The sequence below is a fragment of the Leisingera sp. ABM4_101 genome (assembly GCF_056158725.1).
On record NZ_JBSWTV010000002.1, the window covers coordinates 1970391 to 1989533 of the forward strand.

Consider the following 19143-nt stretch of genomic DNA (forward strand, 5'->3'; position numbering starts at 1 on the left):
TACCGGAGGAGCGGGGATTATGGCGCCAAAACAGAAGGGTAACGTGGATATCGTTGCGGTGGCAAAGGCAGCCAAAGTGTCACCCTCCACGGTGTCGCGCACCTTCAATCACCCCGATCTGGTGAGCCCGGCGACTCGCAAGAAGATCACCCGCGCGGTGCAGAAACTGGGCTATGTCCGGAACCGCGCGGCGCAGATGATGCATGGCAAGCGGTCAGGCACCATCGGGCTGGTGGTGCCGACCATCAACCACGCGATTTTTGCCGAGGTGATCCAGGCGTTCTCGGATGCCATTGACCAGGCCGGCTTTACCCTGCTGCTGGCCTCGCACGGCTACGATCTGGACCGGGAATACGCGATGGTGCGCAAGCTGATGGAGCACCGGGTGGACGGCGTGGCGCTGATCGGGCTGGAGCACTCCGACGCCACCGCCCGGCTGATCGCACAGCAGGAAACCCCGGCGATGGCGATCTGGAACTACGCGGAGGATGCGGAGCTGCCCTGCGTTGGCGCCGACAACCGGCAGGCGGGCCGAATGGCGGCAGAGCATCTGCTAGGGCTGGGCCACCGCGACATTGGTCTGATCTTTCCCGACACCCGCGGTAATGACCGGGCCTGGCACCGGCTGACGGCGGCAATGGAAGTGCTTGAAACCCATGGTATTTCCGTGCCCGGCGAGCGGAAATCCGAGGCCCCCTACAGTGTTTCCCAGGCCAAGCAGGCGGCCTTGGAGCTGCTGTCCGGGGCGTCGCGCCCGACTGCCTTGCTTTGCGGCAACGACGTGATCGCCCAGGGCGCGCTCTACGGGGCGCAGAATTGCGGGCTGCAGGTGCCGGATGAATTGTCCATCATGGGGATCGGCGATTTCAAAGGCTCGGCAGATATCGAACCCGGCCTCACCACAGTGCGGATCCCGGCGGAAACCATCGGCACGCTCGCAGGCGAGCGGTTCACCAGCTATATCACCTCAGAGGCGCCGGAGGCGTTCAAACTGTGCTGTGAGCTGGAGCCCATCCTGCGCGGCACAACTGCGCGGATTTGAGGAGGGCAGGGGTATGAAATTCGGCTTTATCGGCACCGGGGTGATCACCGAGGCCATCGTCACTGGTCTGCTGAAACAGGAAGGCGCTGGGCACGAGTTCCTCTTGTCCGAGCGGAGCCGCGCGGTTTCAGCCCGGCTGGCGGCAGCCTCGGCACAGGTGCAGGTCACGGCAGACAACCAGGAGATCGCGGATCAGGCGGACATTCTGTTCCTCGCGGTGCTGCCGCAGGTGGCCGAGGAGGTGCTGCAACCTCTGACCTTCCGGGCAGGCCAGAAGGTGGTGAGCCTGATTGCCACGGTGACGCATGAGCGGCTGCGCAAATGGATCGGCGCTGACGTGGAGCTTACCCGCGCAATCCCGCTGCCTGCCGTGGCGGACCGGCGCGGGGTAACGGTTCTCTACCCGGAGGATCAGGCCATGGCTGGTCTTTTTGCGGGGCTGGGTACGGCCGTGACAACCAGCACGGTTGAGGAGTTCGATGCATACGCAGCCGCCAGCGCCCTGATGGGCACATATTTCGGTGTGCTGGAAACTGCATCGGGCTGGCTTGCGGCGCAAGGCTGCTGCGAAGATGGCGCGCAGGCCTATCTGACCGGTGTCTTCAGCGGGCTGGCAAACCGGGCCGAGGCGGACAGAGGCAGCAGTTTTGGCACTCTCAGGGAAGCACACTCCACCCCGGGCGGCCTGAATGAGCAATTGTTCCAGATGTTTGATAGTGCAGGCGGCAGCAAAGCTTTGACGGACGGGCTGGACAGTATCGCGGCCCGGCTGCGGACGGCCAAGCTGTAGATCCTGGCAACTCAGGCAGGCAAGTCCGCGGACAGATCGCAGGACCGGATAAAGGCGCAGCATTCCTCTGTCAGCGCGGCAAAACGGCTGCGTTCGCGCTGATACAGATACACCTCGCGCTTGTCCGGCAGGTCGGCGATGGGGCGGAAGGCGGTGGTTTCCGGCATGAAACGGGCCACGGTCTGGGGTAGCACCGTCACCCATTTTCCGGTCCGCACCATGGTGATCAGCGAATGGGTGTTGTGGATGGTCACATCGGCCGAACCGCTGGCCGCGACAAAGCGTTCGTTGCGGATCAGATCGCACAGCGCGTTGCGCACGAAAGAAGCGCCGGTGATTTCGGCGATCACCGGCGGATGCTCCTGCAGCACCAGCGGGTGGTCGGTAGAGCAGACCAGCCCGAAGCGGTCCTCGAACAACGGCACCGCCTTGACGCCGTTCACCGGGTGATAGCCCGAGGCGATGCCGATGTCTGCCTTGCCCTCGGCCAGCGCGTCCAGCACCTGCTGGGTATCGGTATCGCGCAGCTCGACCTTCAGTCCCGGGTAGCGTTCTGTCATGTGCTCCAGCACAGATGGAAACACCAGTGCCGCGACCGACGGCACCGAGACGATGCGGATCAGCCCGTGGATCGCCTCCGCCGCCATTTCGATGCTCTGCAGGGTCTGATCGAACTGGCGCACCTGTTTCTGGGCCAGTTCAAAGACTTGCTCGCCCAGCGGCGACAACTGGTTCTTGCGCTCGCCTTCGAACAGCTTCTTGCCCAGATGCTCCTCCATCTGTTTCAGCGTCATTGAAACAGCGGATTGCGTCCGGCCCAGCCTGTCCGCCGCCTCAGACAGGTTCCCGGTTTGCGCCACGGTGCAAAAAGCGCGCAGCATTTCGATCTTCAGGGCCATGACTTCAGAATAGTTGAAATTGCATTCAGTTTATTGAGTTTGACTGATGCGGGGGCGGAAGTCCATCCTGCTGCAAACCTGAAATTCAGCATCTGGGGCCCGTACCGTGACCAAACTGAACCTGATTGCCGGCGAATGGCTGGCTGGCGAAAGCGAAATCGAAAACCGCAACCCGTCGGATCTGAGCGATCTGGTTGGCATGTTTGCCCAGGCCAGCGCCGATCAGCTGGAAGCGACCCTGGATCAGGCTCAAGTCGCGCAGCGTGAGTGGGCTGCCTATGGCCTGGAGCGCAAGCAGGCGGTTCTGATGAACATCGGCAATGAGCTGATGGCCCGCGCCGAAGAGCTGGGCACGCTGCTGAGTCGCGAAGAAGGCAAGCCGTTGGCCGAGGGCAAAGGTGAAGTCTACCGCGCCGGCCAGTTCTTCACCTACTACGCTGCCGAATGCCTGCGCCAGATCGGTGAAAACGCCAACTCCGTGCGCCCGGACATTGAAGTCGACGTGCGCCGCGAGGCTGTGGGCGTTGTCGCCATTATCTCGCCCTGGAATTTCCCGACCGCAACCGCGTCCTGGAAGATCGCGCCGGCGCTCTGTTACGGCAACGCCGTTGTCTGGAAGCCCGCCAACATCACCCCGGCGTCCGCCGTGGCCCTGACCGAAATCATCGAGCGCCAGGACATCCCCAAGGGCCTGTTCTCGCTGGTCATGGGTTCCGGCCGCTCGATCGGCCAGCGACTGGTCGAAAGCCCCAAGGTGAACGCCATTTCCTTCACCGGCTCGGTGCCGGTCGGCAAGGGCATTGCCGCCGCAGCGATCCAGAACCTGACCAAAGTGCAGATGGAGATGGGCTCCAAGAACGCGCTGGCGGTGATGGACGACGCCGACCTGGATCTGGCCGTCACCCTGGCGCTGGGCGGCGCCTTTGGCGGCACCGGTCAGAAATGCACCGCCTCCTCCCGGCTCGTGGTCCACGCAGCCGTGCACGACGCCTTTGTTGAAAAACTGGTGGCAGGCGCACAGGCAATGAAAGTGGGCCACGCGCTGGAAGCAGGCGTGCAGATGGGCCCGGTGGTCAGCGAACAGCAGCTGAATGAGAACCTGGCCTATGTCGATCTGGGCACCTCCGAGGGCGCCGAACTGGCCTGCGGCGGCCAGCGCCTGGAGATGCCGCACGAGGGCTTCTACATGTCCCCCGGCGTGTTCCTGAACACCACCAATGACATGCGCATCAACCGGGAGGAAATGTTCGCGCCGCTGACCAGCGTGATCAAGGTCGGCAGCTATGACGAGGCGCTGTCTGTGGTGAACGACACCAACTTCGGCCTGACCTCGGGCATCGTCACCCAGTCGCTGGCCCGCGCCACCCACTTCCGCCGCAACGCGCGCACCGGTGTTGTGACCGTCAACCTGCCGACCGCAGGCACCGATTACCACGTGCCTTTCGGCGGCCGCGGCGACAGCTCCTATGGTCCGCGCGAGCAGGGCAAGGCAGCGGCGGAGTTCTATACGACCGTCAAGACCGCCTACATCAGCGCCGGCAAGCCGGCCTGAGACTGAAACCTTGGCAGTGCCGCGCAGCCGGGCTGCCAGTTAGCAGAAGCGCCCGTCCATCTTCTCTCCCCTAGGACGGGCGCATCTCGCCCGCTGTCTGAACGCTGGGTGCTGGATTTAGAAAACCGAGGTGCTTGAATGACCGGATACCGTATCGACTGCCTGCAATATGCCAACTGGTCGGAAAAGATCTTCCGCCAGCTGCGTGAGGGCAACGTGGACGCGATCCATGTCACCATTGCCTATCACGAGAACTTCCGCGAGACGGTTCTGAACTTCGAGAAGTGGAACCGCTGGTTCGAGCAGTACCCGGACCTGATCATGAAGGGGCAGTGGGCCTCTGACATCGACACGGCCCGCGAGACTGGCCGCACCGCGGTGTTCTTCGGTTTCCAGAACCCCTCGCCGATGGAAGACGATATCGGCCTGGTCGAGATCCTGCACACCCTGGGTGCGCGTTTCATGCAGCTCACCTACAACAACCAGTCGCTGCTGGCGACCGGCTGCTACGAGGCCGAAGATCCCGGCATCACCCGCATGGGCAAGCAGGTGATCAAGGAGATGAACCGGGTTGGCCTCGTAGTAGATATGAGCCATTCTGCCGACCGCTCCACCATTGAGGCGGCAGAGATCTCCACCCGCCCGATCGCCATCACCCATGCCAACCCGCACGAATGGTCGCCCGCGCTGCGCAACAAGAAGGATGATGTGATCCGCGCAGTCACCGGCCATGGCGGCATGCTGGGATTTTCGGTCTATCCGCACCACCTGAAAGACAAGGGCGCCTGCACCCTGCAAAGCTTCTGCGAGATGATTGCCCGCACCGCCGACAAATACGGGGTGCAGCACCTCGGCATCGGTACCGACCTCTGCCAGGATCAGCCCGACAGCGTCGTCGAATGGATGCGCGTCGGCCGCTGGAGCAAGGAAATCGATTACGGCGAAGGATCAGCCGCCGCTCCGGGTTTCCCGGAAATGCCAAGCTGGTTCAAGGACAACCGCGACTTTGGAAACATCGAAGAGGGCCTTCGCGCGACGGGCATGAACGATGACGAGGTCAGCGGCATCATGGGCGGGAACTGGTACCGGTTCTTTGCCGAAAACTTTGGCCCAAAGGGATAGGTCATGGAAACAACCGCGCAGACAACAATATCACGACGGGACCCGGCGCAGGTGATGCGCCTCAGCCAACTCGGTTCCTTGCATCAGTGCCGCCTCAGCTTCATGCGGGTGCTGACACGGCGCATGGCCCGGGAAAACTGGAGCTTTGCGCGGCCCAAGTTCGATATTGATGCCAAGGGCGTCGGCGTGGCGGTCTATACCGCCACCGGCCCTGCGCGGACCTATTCCCTGATTGCCTTCGCCCACGACCTGCCGCCGGAAATGCGCTCGGACCGGGTGATTGCCACCGCCTGGGACGCGACCTTCACCCTGTTTGACGGGGTGCCGACGGACGCGGATATTGAGCGGCTTTCGAAGAACGTGCCCTATCAGGAGGCAGGCCGGGTCAACGAGAAATCCCTGTCCGTCTCCCGCGCCAACCGTTCCGTGCGCCTGTGGGCGCATTTTGTCGATGCGCTGTCGCAGGGCCGGCAGCCGGACCTGGCGCAGGTAGAGGCCGTTGGCTATCTGATGCGTACTACTGCGGTCTACGGCTCAGGCAAGCTGGGTGCCGCGGACCGCGAGGCGATTGCTGGCCGGGAAGAGCTGAATGCGCCGTTCCAGGCCGAAATGCTCTCTGTCTTCCTGACCCGTGCCTTTGTGCGTGACCTGGTGGAACATATGGCCCGTGCCAAGGGCGGCGATCAGGCGGTGCCGCTAGCACCCGAAACCGCGCAGCGTCTGGGCATCGGCAACTCCACCGGCCTTGGCATGGCGCCCTATATCGTCAACCACCCGGTGCTGTTCAACAACTGGATCATGGCCCGGGAAGAGGCGATTGCCCGGGTGCGCTCGGTTGAAACCGCCTCGGCAGAGGAAGCCGCTTGTTTCCGCCGGATGTTGCGGCGGAGCGAATTGTCGGCGGCGCGCTGGCGCTCCGAACACCCGGTGCAGATCGAGAAGCTGGCCAGCCTGCACAAGGACCTGGAGGCGCTGGCGGCCTGGGTGGCGGCGGATGATCTGCTGAATGACCGTCCCTGGGACCGGCTGATCCGCTGGAGCGAGACAGCCTTGGGCCTGGAAGGGCAAGAACTGGCGGCTTCGTTGATCCTTGAACCCTATGCTGGCTTGGTGGACGGGCTGTCCGACTGTATGGCCGATGCCAACAAGGACGCCTTCATTATCGACGGCGCGATGCCTGTTGTCCAGGTGCGCCAGCTCATTGAGGACAGCTTTGGCTGGGCGCTGGATCTGGACTGGGCAGCGCGCGAAAACATTGCCCGCGCCTGGTATGTCTCGGAAGAAAAGCTGGAGCCGCGCATGGGCGAACGCTTTGACGAGCCGATTGCCGAGTATGAGCAGCCGCTCGCCCCGGCCCGCGACGCGGCCCTGGCCCATGCGGCGCTGGCAGATTGGGACGGACAGGAGCGGGTTGCAGCCTTCCTGCTGCGCCACCCGGAACACCGCCACACTGTGCGCCGGGCGCAGATGAGCCAGGTGGCGCCTTACGGCGAGATCCGCAGCAACACTATCAGCGACCGGGTGCTGCCGATCGACATGCTGCGGGCGAAACTCTCGTTCTTCGGCGCCACCCATTTCGATCCGCGCTCGGACCGCTGGGTGCGGATCTGCATGTATGCGGGCGCGCCCTATCCCGACGATTTGACCACCGCCAATGCGGACCTGTGGGTGTACCCGGAGGCAGACCAATGAGCTATGCGCTGAACGAAGTGGAAGCCACCGCCAAACGCGCCGCCCGCGGTGCTGGATATGACTGGGGCCTGGCCGAGGAAGCCGCCAAGGCCACCCGCTGGCTTTGTGCGCAGGGGTTGGACGGGGCTGCCGTGCTGGCCGGGCTGCTAGAGGCCGGATATGCCGCTGACCTGGCCGCACATGTGCCGCAAGGCCTGCAAGGGGAGTGGCGGGCCGAAGCACCGCTTTGCCCGCTGGCCGCCGGTGCCGCGCTGTCGGATTGCGCCGGGCGCCTGCAAGAGGCTCCGCAATCCATGGGGCCGGTTGCACAACCTGCAATGATCCTGTCCTTTGCGGCCCTGGCCGCCCGCCGACTTGGCACCTGCGTCGCGGTAGAGGGCGAGGGGTTCCAGGCGGTGACCGATGGCGGCGCGCTGCAGATCGAAGGCACCCTTCCGGATGCCGCCGCCAGCCTGACCGTCCGTGCAGCAGGCAGCATGACTGCTGCACGCCCGCTCCATACCCGTGCAGAACCGGATGAGGCGGCCTGGGCTGTGCTCAATCGCTTCGCTCATAAAACCTACGCTCCGGCCACCGAGGAGTCGCGCCTGCTGGGCGCCGGCGCCGGGCTGTCGGACAACGACTGAAGAGGCACCGAAATGACTGAAACCCAAAACATGTCCCTCGCCGAGATCGAGGATATCGCCTTCCGCGCACTGGTCGCCGCCGGCACGTCCGAGGCCAACGCCCGGCCACTGGCGGTTGCCACCGCGGCGACCGAGGCTGATGGTGTCGCCAGCCACGGCCTCGCCTATATCCCGATCTACGCCGAGCATGTGCAATGCGGCAAGGTGGACGGGCAGGCGGTTCCGGCACTGGCACGCCCGCGTCCCGGTGTCATCGCGGTGGATGCCGCCACCGGCTTTGCCCATTCCGCCATCGACCAGGGCTTTGAGGCGCTGATCCCGGCCGCCAAAGAGCAGGGCATCGCGGTTCTGGCGATCCGCAACAGCTATAACTGCGGTGTTCTTGGCTATCACACCGCCCGCCTGGCCCGTGCCGGGCTGGTGGGGCTGGGCTTCACCAACGCGCCGGCCTCCATCGCGCCGTCGGGTGGCAAGAAACCGGTGGTCGGTACCAACCCGTTCTCGATCGCCGTGCCGGGCGAGGGGGGCGAGCCGGAACTGCTGATCGACCAAAGCGCCAGCACCATCGCCAAAAGCGAGGTGATGAAACACGCCCGCGAGGGCAAGGAAATCCCGCTGGGCTGGGCTTTGGACGCCGACGGCAACCCGACCACCGATCCGGACGCGGGCCTCAAGGGCTCGATGGCACCGTCGGGCGGCTACAAGGGCGTCGGCGTGGCCCTGCTGACTGAAATCATGGCTGCAGCTCTGACCGGCGCCACCCTTGGCATCAACGCCTCGCCGTTCTCCGGCACCGCAGGCGGCCCGCCGAAAACCGGCCAAATGTTCATCGCAATCGACCCGGGGGCGACATCAAATGACGCTTTTTGTGCTGGAATGGCCGGGATCGTGGAAGCAGTACGCGGGCAGACTGGCGCACATCTGCCGGGCGACGGGCGCCGCAGCAAGCGGATTAAGGCCCAGACCGATGGCGTCGCGGTCAGCGTGGCAACGCTGAACAGGATCAAAGCCCTTTTGGGCTGACGCCAATCCCCGGCGGGACCGCAACCCGCCGGACATCCCGCACCCCGGTGCGGCACGTGCGAAACGGGAGGAAACGCATGTCAATAAAGCAACCTTTTACGGATTTGGAGATCAAGACCTCCGACGATGGCTTCTATAAGGGGCACAGCGTCGAGATCGCCTTGCTCAGCAAGGGGATCATGGTCGCCCTGGTTCTCTGGGCATTGGTCTGGCCGGCAAACGCCACGGGCGTGCTGGGCAGCCTCAACTGGCGTATCCTTGAGGATTTCAACGCCTTCTACATCGTCATCGTCGGTTTCTTCGCCTTTTTCCTGTTTGTGGTCGCCGCATTGCCGCAAACAGGTAAGCGGATCATGGGGGGACCGGGCCAGGGCAAGGAGTTCTCGGACTTTTCCTGGTTCTCGATGATGTTCGGCGCCGGTCTGGGCGTCGGCCTGATGGTCTTTGCAACCGCTGAACCGCTGGGCCTCTGGGGGTCCAACCCGGTGGTCCTGGCACAGGAAGTGACCGGCAACACCGAAGAAGCCGTTCAGTCCGGCTTCCGCTACACGTTCCTGCACTACGGCTTCCATGCCTGGGCGATTTACGTGGTGACTGGCCTGTCGCTGGCTTACTACGCCTATACCCGCGACATGCCGCTGACCATCCGGACCGCGCTGACGCCGCTGTTCGGCCGGCTTATGAACGGCTTCCTGGGCCACGTCGTTGACGTTCTGGGCGTTGTTGCCACCATCCTGGGTGTCTCCGTGACCATCGGTTTCGGCGTCTCCCAGTTCGTGGACGGCGTTTATGCGATCACCGGCATGGAATGGATGATGGACATGAGCGGCGACGCGCCTGCTCCGGGCACTGTTGGCCTGCTGGCCGGCCTGTTCGCGATCATGGGCCTGTCGATCATCTCGGCTGTGTCCGGCGTGGGCCGCGGCGTGAAGTATCTGTCGAACCTGAACCTGGTTCTGTCGATCATCCTGCTGCTGACCTTCGTGGTTTTTGGCTCCTTCATGTTCGCCATGACCACCTATGCCTCGGCCTTCGTGGACTATATCCTGCACTTCGTCTCGCTGAGCTTTGGCGCCTATGGCCCGCAGTCGGCGGCTGAGTTCTCGGCGGCGCTGCCGGCCGAAGCGGCCCCTTATGCGGATGCGCTGCGCGGCGGTGCCACCAACGCCTGGGGTTCCTTCGACGGCTTCAAGTCGGGCCTGGAAGGCGAAGCGGCTGCCCTGTCCGACGACGTTCTGGCAGCATCCTACGCAGCGGGCGAGGCACAGCGCCAGTTCGGCTGGCAGGCTGGCTGGACCACCTTCTACTGGGCCTGGTGGATCGCGTTCTCGCCCTTCGTGGGCCTGTTCCTGGCGCGCATCTCGCGCGGCCGCTCGGTGCGTGAGTTCATCATCGGCTGTGTGTTCGCCCCGGCACTGGTTTGCTTTGCCTGGATGACCATCCTGGGCGGCACCGCCATCGACCTGGAACTGAACGGCGCAGCAGAAGGTGCCATCATCGGTGCCTCCAACACTGCCAAGCTGTTCGTGACCCTGCAAAGCATGATCGACGGCGGCCTGCTGTCCGGCATCACCATCATGTGCGTGGTGCTGATCATGACCTTCCTGGTCACCTCGGCGGACTCCGGCATCCTGGTGATGAACACCATCATGTCCGGCGGCGACCAGAACATCGGCAACAAGCACAAGATCGTTTGGGGCCTGATCCTGACCGCGGTGATCGGCACTCTGCTGTTTGCAGGCAAGCAGAACGGCGGCGCCGACCCGATGGAAGCGCTGAAAAGCGCGATGATCATCGGCGCGCTGCCCTTCACCATGGTCATGGGCCTGATGTGCGTGTCTCTGGCCAAGGCGCTGTTCCGCGACGGTCAGCGCGAGAAGGCCGCGGAAAGCGCACCTGCTGAGTAAACCTGGCCTCAATAGCAAAAAGCACAAAAAGGGCCGGAGGAGAAATCCTCCGGCCCTTTTCCGTTCCGCCTAGCCGGCCTGTGCCTCCAGCTTGAACCATTTCAGCATCCGCTCCAGTGCGCTGCCGCTGCTGCCCGGCATCCGGTGCTGCAAGAAATAGCTGTGGGCACGGTCCGACACCGTAGGCCCCAGCCGTATGATTTCACCGCAAGCCAGCGCGTTGTCGACGATGCCGGTCCAGCCCAGCCCGACCCCTTCGCCGTGGCGCACCGATTGCAGAAGGAACGGGTAGGCGTCAAACTCGGCCGCGGTGCCGAATTGCGGCGGCGCAAGGCCAGCCTGCTCAAACCAGCTTTGCCAGGTCAGGAAGCCCGGGTCGAAATGCAAAAACAACTCCGGTGGCAATTGCGAGATATCCGTGGCGGCTTCGGGATGCGCCTCAAGGAAGCCGGGGCTGCAGACGGGAAAGGCTTCAGCCGGGATCAGCGGAAAATAGGGGCGGTCGGGCATCCGGGACGGATCCCAGACCACCGCAGCGTCCAGCTGGGAGAGGTCGATATCGCCCAACTGGTCAGTGGTCACCACCCGCACCCTGTTGCCATCCAGGTAAGCGCGCAGATCCGAGTACCGCGGCATCAGCCATTGGTCGGCAAAGCCGAAGGTGCAGGCCAGCGTGACTTCGCCCGTATCGGGGGCCGCCAGGACTTCGGTCCATGTCTGATCCACATGGCCAAGCCCCAATGCAATGGCATCGGCCAGCCTGATGGCATTGGCGGTGGGCGTGATTCGGTTGTTGTTGCGTTCAAACAGCGGCTGGCGCAGCCGGTCTTCCAGCGCCTTGATATGGCGCGAGACCGCAGGCTGGCTAAGCCCCAGCTCCGCCGCGGCACGCGACAGGCTGGCATGGCGCACCGCCACCTCCAGCACCAACAGGGCATTCAGCGATCCGGCAGTGGGGCGTATCGAGCGTTCCATCAGGAAATGTTAGGGAGGCCATGCGGTTTTGACCAGTGGATATTGGCGGGTGCAAAGATAATCTGGGCCGGACTGACCCTTTCAACGGACAACAGCCGAGACCATCCCATGCCGCAGCGCCCTCTCTCCCACATTCGCGTTCTTGACTTCGGCCATTACCTGGCCGGCCCCCTGACCGGCATGATGCTGGCCGACATGGGCGCCGAGGTGATCCGCATCACCCCGCCCGGCGGCACTGGCTTTGACGGTCCGGCCTTCGACATGCTGTCGCGTGGTAAGCAGGCGCTGGAGCTGGACCTGAAATCGGACGAGGGCCGCGCCACCGCCATCGCGCTTGCCAAACGTGCCGACGTGGTGATCGAGAACTTCCGCCCCGGCGTGATGGACCGCCTCGGCCTCGGACCGCAGGTGCTGCGCGCTGCCAATGATCAGCTGGTGTACCTGTCGCTGCCGGGCTTTGCCTCAACCGATGCGGAACTCGCGGACCTGCCCGCGTGGGAGGCGGTGATTGCCGCTTACACCGGCCAGTTCACCGACATGGGGCTGAACCGTCGCCTGATGGGCATCAACCCCTCGTTCTCGCCGCTGACCCTGGCCTCGGCCTATGGCGCCAGCTTTGGTGCAATGTCGGTGCTGTTTGCCCTGAACGCGCGGGAGCAGAATGGCGGCGACCATATCGAGGTGCCGCTTGCCGCCGCCCTGCTGGAAGGGCTGGTCTATAATTGCGAGCAGATCGAGGACTATCCCGAGCGTTACAAATCCCCCCGCGAGGTGGAGCTGGACCGGCGCGCCACCGAAGGCTTGCCGATGAACCTGGCGTTTGAGGAGCTGTCGGAATTCCTCGATCCTTTCTACCGCACCTATACCTGTGCTGACGGGCGCGGCTTCTATGTGGTGAGCGGCTCAGTCGCCACCCACCCGCGCCGGGTGCTGGAGACGCTGGGGCTAAAAGCGTTGGCCGACGAATTGCCGGATTTCTCTGCCTACCTCGACACCAAGGATTGGCCCGCCGAATGGTCGATGCGCAATTACCCGGTGGGACCGTCCGACCGCGAGCGTGTCTCAACGGCGATGAAACAGGCGTTCCTCACCAAACCCGCGCATGAGTGGGAGGCGCTGTTCGGCGCCGCCAAAGCGCCCGCCACTGCGCAGCGCTTTACCAAGGAGTGGCTGGACGACCCGCATGCGCTGGCCTCGGGTCTGGTCTTGCAGGTGGAGGACGCCAAACACGGGCCCATGCGGCAGATGGGCAATGTGGCCTGGCTGTCAGGTGATGAGGGTGCGGCGCAGAAATCCAGTGCGGTGCAGGCCGATCTGGCGGCGCTGCTGGCGGACCCCGAACGCGGCGGCACCAGCAGCCGGGAGGGCAGGGGCTGGCTTGACGGGCTCAAGGTCGTCGACCTCACCAATGTGATCGCCGGTCCGACCATCGGCTCTACACTGGCCCGCTATGGCGCCGAGGTGACCCTGGTGCAGGCGGTGGAGCCGTCGGTGGACCCCTGGAACACCGTCGTCTTCGGCATCCACGCGCAGCGCGGCAAGGAGAGCATCCTGCTGAACCTGCGCAGCGAGGAAGGCCAGGAGGCGCTGGCGCGGCTGATTGCGGACGCCGATGTGATCACCATGAACGGCACCGATGAGCAGCGGGACAAGCTGGGACTGTCGCCTGAGCGGCTGGCCGAAATCAACCCACGTCTGATCCTGGTGCAGCTTGATGCCTTTGGCGGACCTCTGCGCGGGCCGAAGTCGGATCATTTGGGCTATGACGACCTGGCGCAGGCGGCAACCGGCGTGATGGTGCGTTTCGGCGGCGGCATGGAGACGCCGGAGGAGCACGCCCATTTCGGCACCATCGACGTGCTGACCGGCTTTTGCGCCTGTGTGGCCCTGGGCGGCGCGCTGCTGCGGCTGAGGGAAACCGGCAAGGGCGGGGTTGCCCGCGCCTCGCTCGCGGGCGCCGGCAACCTGATCCAGGCGCAGTTCATGTATGATCACGAGGGCCGGGTGCCTTTCGATGAACCCACGGGCCGGGGCGCCCTGGGCTGGGGCCCGTTCTACCACTGCTACCAGGCCGCCGACTGCTGGTTCTTCTTTGCCGCCCCGACTGAGCGCGGCGCAGCACTGGCGCGGGTGCCGGAGCTGTCGGACTTGGCAGAACTGCCGGAAGGCCAGCTGCACGCCGCGCTGTCGGAACGTTTTGCCAGCCAGCCGCTGGACTATTGGCGCGCGGCCTTTGCCGGCACCTCGGCTACGGCGGTGCCGCTGTCCTCGCTGCACGAAACCCGCGACGCGGCGCTGCAGCTGGAAAGCGAAGGAGGTATTGACCTGTCCGGGGCCACCTTCCGGGTCATCCGCCACGACCGGCACCCGATGGGCCGTTGGTGCGATCTGGTGGCGCCCAATGCGGTGCGCCCGCAGGCCGGCCGCATCACTATCCCTGGCCCGGCGCCGAAATACGGGGAAAGCACCCGCGCGATCCTGGCGCGGCTTGGCTTTTCCGAAGGTCAGGCCGAAGCGATGATCGCCAGCGGCGCCGCGGGCGAGAGCTGGTCGGTGAAATACCTCCCGGAATGACCTGCAGAACCGCTGCAGGAACTGTTCAGGGGCGCTCCGGCAGAGCGCCCTTTTGGTATTCGCCATATTGCAGGGAATTGGAAATTATTTGGCGGTTTGATGTGTCTGGTTTTCCATTTCTGGATTAATTTGTGAAATTGTTATATGCTGGTGTCCATGCCAAATGAACCTGCCTGCCGGGCAATTCGGGGTTGCCCGGATCGTCCGGAGTGCCGGGAAAGGGGGCGGGATGCTGATTGCGGTCGTACTTGTGCTGATCGTGGCGGGGTCTGTCGCGTTCCATCTGCTGAGCCCATGGTGGTGGACGCCGATCGCGTCGAATTGGGACTATATCGACAATACGCTGGTCATAACCTTCTGGATCACCGGGGCGGTCTTTGCCGCTGTGGTCCTGTTCATGGCTTTCTGCGTGCTCAAGTACCGGCACCGGCCCGGCCACAAGGCGGAATTCGATCCGGAAAACAAGAGGCTGGAATGGTGGCTGACCGGTGTGACTGCTGTTGGCGTGGCGGCGATGCTGGTGCCCGGCCTGTTTGTCTGGCACCAGTTCGTCACCGTGCCGGAAGAAGCCACCGAGCTGGAGGTCTTTGGCCAGCAATGGAACTGGGCCTACCGGCTGCCGGGCGAAGACGGGGTTCTGGGCACCGCGGACGCGGAATGGGTGAGCGGTGAAAATCCCCTGGGCGTCAACCCGCATGACCGCTTCGGCAAGGATGACATCATCGTCGAGGGCGGCGAAGTCTATCTGCCGGTGGATCAGCCGGTAAAGCTGCTGCTGCGCTCGATCGACGTCCTGCATAATTTCTACGTGCCTGAGTTCCGCGCCAAGATGGACATGGTGCCGGGCATGGTCACCTACATCTGGTTCACCCCGACCCGCACCGGCGCGTTCGAAGTGCTCTGCGCCGAATATTGCGGCACCGCGCATTCCTTCATGCGCGGCTATGTGACAGTGGTGGAGGCGGAGGAATACCAGGAATGGCTGCAAGAGCAGCTGACCTTTGAAGACTATGCCAATGCGGCGTCTGAACCCGCAACAAAACTGGCAGAACGGTAAGGGCCGTGCCCGGCCGCGGGCGGAAGCGAAGCGCCCGCTCCGTTTTGCCGGAGGCAAGTCTCCGGATTGACGGGGCGGCCGGGCGCTGCCCGGTGTGCCGCCGGGCGGAACAGTGCCAGGTTGGCGCGCAACAGAACCAAGCAGTCCCGGGAGGAACGGAATGACCGACACCCTGCCTGACCACGACAGCAATCTGCCACCGCGCGAGGTTGCCGATGTGATGCCGCCGCATGCGCACAGCTGGATCGGCAAATATGTCTTCTCGCAGGACGCCAAATACATTGCCATCCAGTATTCCGGCACCGCCGTTGCCATCGGCCTGGTGGCCCTGGTGATGTCCTGGCTGATGAGGCTGCAACTGGGCTTTCCCGGCACTTTCGACTTCATCACGCCAGAGGCCTATTACCAGTTTGTCACAATGCACGGGATGATCATGGTGGTCTATCTGCTGACCGCGATCTTCCTGGGCGGCTTCGGCAATTACCTGATCCCGCTGATGGTCGGTGCCCGGGACATGGTATTCCCCTTCGTCAACATGCTCAGCTATTGGGTCTACCTGCTGGCTGTCCTCGTGCTGGTTGCCAGTTTCTTTGTCCCCGGCGGCCCCACCGGCGCAGGCTGGACGCTCTACCCGCCGCAAGCTGTTCTCTCCGGCACCCCGGGTGGTGCGCAAGGCGGCATCATCCTGATGCTGGTGTCGCTGATCCTGTTCATCATCGGTTTCACCATGGGCGGGCTGAACTATGCCGTCACCGTGCTGCAAGCTCGCACCCGCGGCATGACGATGATGCGGCTGCCGCTGACGGTCTGGGGCATCTTCACCGCCACCGTCATGGCGCTGCTGGCCTTTCCGGCGCTGTTCGTGGCCTGCGTGATGATGCTGTTCGACCGGCTGCTGGGCACATCCTTCTTTATGCCCACCCTGGTCGAGCTGGGCGAAAAGCTCAGCTACGGCGGCGGCAGCCCGATTGCCTTCCAGCACCTGTTCTGGTTCTTCGGCCACCCCGAGGTCTACATCGTGGCGCTGCCCGCCTTTGGCATCGTCTCCGACCTGATCGCGGTGCATGCGCGCAAGAACGTCTTCGGCTACCGGATGATGGTCTGGGCCATCGTCATTATCGGCGCGCTCAGCTTTATCGTCTGGGCGCACCATATGTATGTCTCGGGCATGCACCCCTGGTTCGGCTTCTTCTTTGCCACCACCACGCTGATCATCGCCATCCCCACCGCGATCAAGGTCTACAACTGGGTGCTGACCCTGTGGAAGGGCGACATCCATCTGACCATCCCGATGCTGTTTGCGCTGGGCTTCATCGTCACTTTCGTGAACGGCGGGCTGACGGGGCTGTTCCTCGGCAATGTGGTGGTCGATGTGCCGCTATCAGACACGATGTTTGTGGTTGCTCATTTCCACATGGTGATGGGGGTGGCACCAATCATGGTGATCTTCGGCGCGATTTACCACTGGTACCCGCTGATGACCGGGCGGCTGCTGAACCAGGCGATGGGGCATATCCATTTCTGGGTCACCTTCATCGGCGCCTATGCGGTGTTCTTTCCGATGCATTACGTGGGGCTGGTCGGCGTTCCGCGGCGGTATTTTGAGATCGGTGAGCCGGAATTTCTGACCGCGCCAGTGGGGGGGGTGAATGCTTTCATCTCTTCTGCCGCGCTGATTGTGGGGGCGGTGCAGGTGCTGTTTCTGTTCAACCTCTTCTGGAGCCTGCGACGCGGCCGCGCCGCTGGCAGCAACCCCTGGCGGGCCGCCTCGCTGGAATGGCAGACGCCGGACATCCCGCCCCGCCACGGCAACTGGCAGGAATTGCCCAATGTCTACCGCTGGGCCTATGACTACAGCGTGCCCGGCGCGCCCGAGGACTTTGTCGCCCAGACAGATCCCTGGGTCCCGGACGGGGAGGGCAGGCGGCTGTGACGGTCATCCTTGCCTTCCTGGCGCTGGTCGCCCTGGCCGCAGGCCTGTGGCTGTCGCAACAGCGCCTGGCCTCCAAGCCCTGGCTGGAAACCGGCATCGCGCCGCTGGCGGGCCATGGCCCGGGCAAGGCGCCGGGTGTTCTGTTCATTGCCGTGTTCCTGGTGGTGGCGGGCGGCCTCTTTGCCATGCTGGGCAGCGCCTTTGTCATGCAGATAGAGGAAACGCCGTGGGAGCTGGTGCCGCTGCCGGGCCGGGTCTGGCTCAACACCGCACTTCTGCTGCTGGCCAGTTCTTTTCTGCAATTCGTGGTGATCTCGGCCCGGGCCGGCACCGCGCGCTGGCTGAAGGCCAGCCTGATTGCCGCCAGCATCGCAACGCTGGCCTTCCTGGCCGGACAGGTTCAGGTGTGGCTGGCGCTGACCGAAGACGGTTACAGGCTGGACGGCGTTCCGGCAGCGAGCTTCTTTTACCTGATCACCGGGTTGCACGGGCTCCATGTGATGGGCGGCATCATCGCCCTTGCCGCCCTCTGCCTGCGCCACGCCGGGGCAGGGGACGTTAAGGCGCTGCTGCCGGGGGTGCGGCTCTGCGCGCTTTACTGGCATGTGCTGCTGGCCTTCTGGCTGATGCTGTTTGCGCTGCTGCAGGGCTGGGGCAACGCCTTTCTGGCGCTGTGCCGTGCCGCCGTGGGATAAGGGGGGGAGGAGAGATGGAGAGCAAACTACAAGGCCAGGACCAGACGCTTCTGCAACAGGGGCACAGCGGCTTCGCCGCCGACTGGGGATCGGACCAGCGGGTGTTCAAGAAGGTCTCCTGGGGCAAGGCGATGATGTGGATCCTGCTGCTCAGTGACACGTTTATCTTTGCCTGCTTCCTGGTCGCCTACCTGACCGCCCGCAGCTCCACCACAGTGGAATGGCCCAACGCCAGCGAGGTCTTTGCCCTGCATATTGGCGGCGCAAACCTGCCGCTGATCCTGATCGCCATTATGACCTTTGTGCTGATCTCCTCCTCTGGCACCATGGCGATGGCGGTGAACTGCGCCTACCGCAAGGCGCGCAAGGCCACAGCGCTTCTGATGCTGGCAACCGCCGCGCTGGGTGCGACGTTCGTGGGGATGCAGGCCTTTGAATGGACCAAGCTGATTTCCGAAGGCGTGCGCCCCTGGGGCAACCCCTGGGGGGCAGAGCAGTTCGGCGCCAGCTTCTTCATGATCACCGGCTTCCACGGCACCCATGTCACCATCGGGGTGATCTTCCTTGTGATCGTGGCACTCAAGGTCTGGCGCGGCGAGTTCGACCGCGACCAGCGCAGCTGGATGTCGGCGGGCAACGGGGACTATGAGGCGGTAGAGATCATGGGGCTCTACTGGCACTTCGTCGACCTGGTCTGGGTCTTCATCTTTGCATTCTTCTATCTGTGGTAGGGGGCCGCCATGACAGACACACCGCACACAGTGGACAGCAGCCATGCTGCGCATGACGAGGGGCAGCAGCATCCGATCAAGCTCTACTTCGTGGTCTGGGTGCTGCTGTTCGTGCTCAGCGCCGCCTCTTACTGGGTCGACTATGCTCAGCTGCAGGGCCTGTTGCGCTGGAGCCTGATCCTGATCTTCATGACGCTGAAGGCCGGGCTGATCATTGCCGTCTTCATGCATATGGCCTGGGAGCGGCTGGCGCTGATCTATGCGATCCTGCTGCCGCCCCTTGCGATGATCGGGCTCTTGGCGATTCTGATCATCGAGTCGGACTACACGGCTGAGACACGTGTCATTGAGTTTGGCCAAGGAAGTGCAGCAGCCGAATAACCGTACCGTCCGGCCGAAGGCCGGGCAGCGCCTGACCTTCCCCATGGGAAGGCGCTATCGCGCCCACCCAAGGTCAGGCGCTGCCCTTCGCTTTGTATCCCAAAGGCTGCAACGAAAAAGGCGCCCCGGTTCCCCGGAGCGCCT

General features: G+C 63.8%; 16 protein-coding genes. 14 read left to right on the forward strand and 2 right to left on the reverse strand.

Features of this window, described 5'->3' with window-relative positions; translation table 11 throughout:
* Positions 1-19 precede the first annotated feature (19 nt).
* Positions 20-1042: a LacI family DNA-binding transcriptional regulator gene (locus ACXAEK_RS10665; protein ID WP_475041800.1), complete on the forward strand. Its 1023-nt coding sequence runs from the start codon at positions 20-22 to the stop codon at positions 1040-1042.
* Positions 1043-1055: 13 nt separating this feature from the next.
* On the forward strand, positions 1056-1832 hold the full coding sequence (locus ACXAEK_RS10670; protein ID WP_475041801.1) for a pyrroline-5-carboxylate reductase: 777 nt from the start codon (positions 1056-1058) through the stop codon (positions 1830-1832).
* 11 nt (positions 1833-1843) lie between these two features.
* Here ACXAEK_RS10670 and ACXAEK_RS10675 read toward each other — a convergent pair whose 3' ends face one another.
* Positions 1844-2731: a LysR family transcriptional regulator gene (locus ACXAEK_RS10675; protein ID WP_475041803.1), complete on the reverse strand. Its 888-nt coding sequence runs from the start codon at positions 2729-2731 to the stop codon at positions 1844-1846.
* Between the two features lie 106 nt (positions 2732-2837).
* Between ACXAEK_RS10675 and ACXAEK_RS10680 the strand changes: the two genes are divergently transcribed.
* The 6 genes from ACXAEK_RS10680 (at position 2838) to ACXAEK_RS10705 (ending at position 10653) form a co-directional block, all read left to right on the forward strand.
* Positions 2838-4283 (forward strand): aldehyde dehydrogenase family protein, encoded by a 1446-nt coding sequence (locus ACXAEK_RS10680; protein WP_475041805.1) that lies wholly within the window; start codon positions 2838-2840, stop codon positions 4281-4283.
* Between the two features lie 138 nt (positions 4284-4421).
* A complete protein-coding gene (locus ACXAEK_RS10685) occupies positions 4422-5405 on the forward strand; it encodes a membrane dipeptidase (RefSeq protein ID WP_475041806.1) in 984 nt (327 codons plus the stop codon).
* 3 nt (positions 5406-5408) lie between these two features.
* The gene (locus tag ACXAEK_RS10690; RefSeq protein ID WP_475041808.1) at positions 5409-7097 is read left to right on the forward strand and encodes a hypothetical protein; all 1689 of its coding nucleotides are present in this window, start codon (positions 5409-5411) and stop codon (positions 7095-7097) included.
* Positions 7094-7723 (forward strand): DUF3726 domain-containing protein, encoded by a 630-nt coding sequence (locus ACXAEK_RS10695; RefSeq protein ID WP_475041810.1) that lies wholly within the window; start codon positions 7094-7096, stop codon positions 7721-7723. The genes ACXAEK_RS10690 and ACXAEK_RS10695 overlap by 4 nt, the downstream gene beginning before the upstream one ends.
* A 12-nt stretch (positions 7724-7735) precedes the next feature.
* Positions 7736-8746, forward strand: coding sequence for an Ldh family oxidoreductase (locus tag ACXAEK_RS10700; protein ID WP_475041811.1), 1011 nt, complete (start codon positions 7736-7738; stop codon positions 8744-8746).
* A gap of 77 nt (positions 8747-8823) precedes the next feature.
* Positions 8824-10653, forward strand: a complete 1830-nt coding sequence (locus ACXAEK_RS10705; protein ID WP_475041812.1) for a BCCT family transporter — start codon at positions 8824-8826, stop codon at positions 10651-10653.
* A 69-nt stretch (positions 10654-10722) separates the two neighbouring features.
* Here ACXAEK_RS10705 and ACXAEK_RS10710 read toward each other — a convergent pair whose 3' ends face one another.
* Positions 10723-11628: a LysR family transcriptional regulator gene (locus tag ACXAEK_RS10710; protein WP_475041813.1), complete on the reverse strand. Its 906-nt coding sequence runs from the start codon at positions 11626-11628 to the stop codon at positions 10723-10725.
* Positions 11629-11736: 108 nt separating this feature from the next.
* Here ACXAEK_RS10710 and ACXAEK_RS10715 point away from each other — a divergent pair, with 108 nt between their 5' ends.
* The 6 genes from ACXAEK_RS10715 to ACXAEK_RS10740 all read left to right on the forward strand — a co-directional run bounded on the left by ACXAEK_RS10715 (position 11737) and on the right by ACXAEK_RS10740 (position 18999).
* Positions 11737-14202: a CoA transferase gene (locus ACXAEK_RS10715; RefSeq protein ID WP_475041815.1), complete on the forward strand. Its 2466-nt coding sequence runs from the start codon at positions 11737-11739 to the stop codon at positions 14200-14202.
* Positions 14203-14431: 229 nt separating this feature from the next.
* Positions 14432-15259 carry a cytochrome c oxidase subunit II gene (locus tag ACXAEK_RS10720; RefSeq protein ID WP_475041816.1) on the forward strand — a complete coding sequence of 276 codons (828 nt, stop codon included), beginning with the start codon at positions 14432-14434 and terminating at the stop codon, positions 15257-15259.
* A 160-nt stretch (positions 15260-15419) separates the two neighbouring features.
* Complete coding sequence (locus tag ACXAEK_RS10725) at positions 15420-17192, forward strand: cbb3-type cytochrome c oxidase subunit I (RefSeq protein WP_475041817.1); 1773 nt, start codon at positions 15420-15422, stop codon at positions 17190-17192.
* Positions 17189-17887 (forward strand): cytochrome c oxidase subunit 3, encoded by a 699-nt coding sequence (locus ACXAEK_RS10730; protein ID WP_475041818.1) that lies wholly within the window; start codon positions 17189-17191, stop codon positions 17885-17887. The genes ACXAEK_RS10725 and ACXAEK_RS10730 overlap by 4 nt, the downstream gene beginning before the upstream one ends.
* A gap of 14 nt (positions 17888-17901) precedes the next feature.
* Positions 17902-18618, forward strand: coding sequence for a heme-copper oxidase subunit III family protein (locus ACXAEK_RS10735; RefSeq protein WP_475041819.1), 717 nt, complete (start codon positions 17902-17904; stop codon positions 18616-18618).
* 9 nt (positions 18619-18627) lie between these two features.
* Entirely contained in the window at positions 18628-18999 is a 372-nt protein-coding gene (locus ACXAEK_RS10740; protein ID WP_475041820.1) for a cytochrome C oxidase subunit IV family protein, read from the forward strand.
* Positions 19000-19143: the final 144 nt, after the last annotated feature.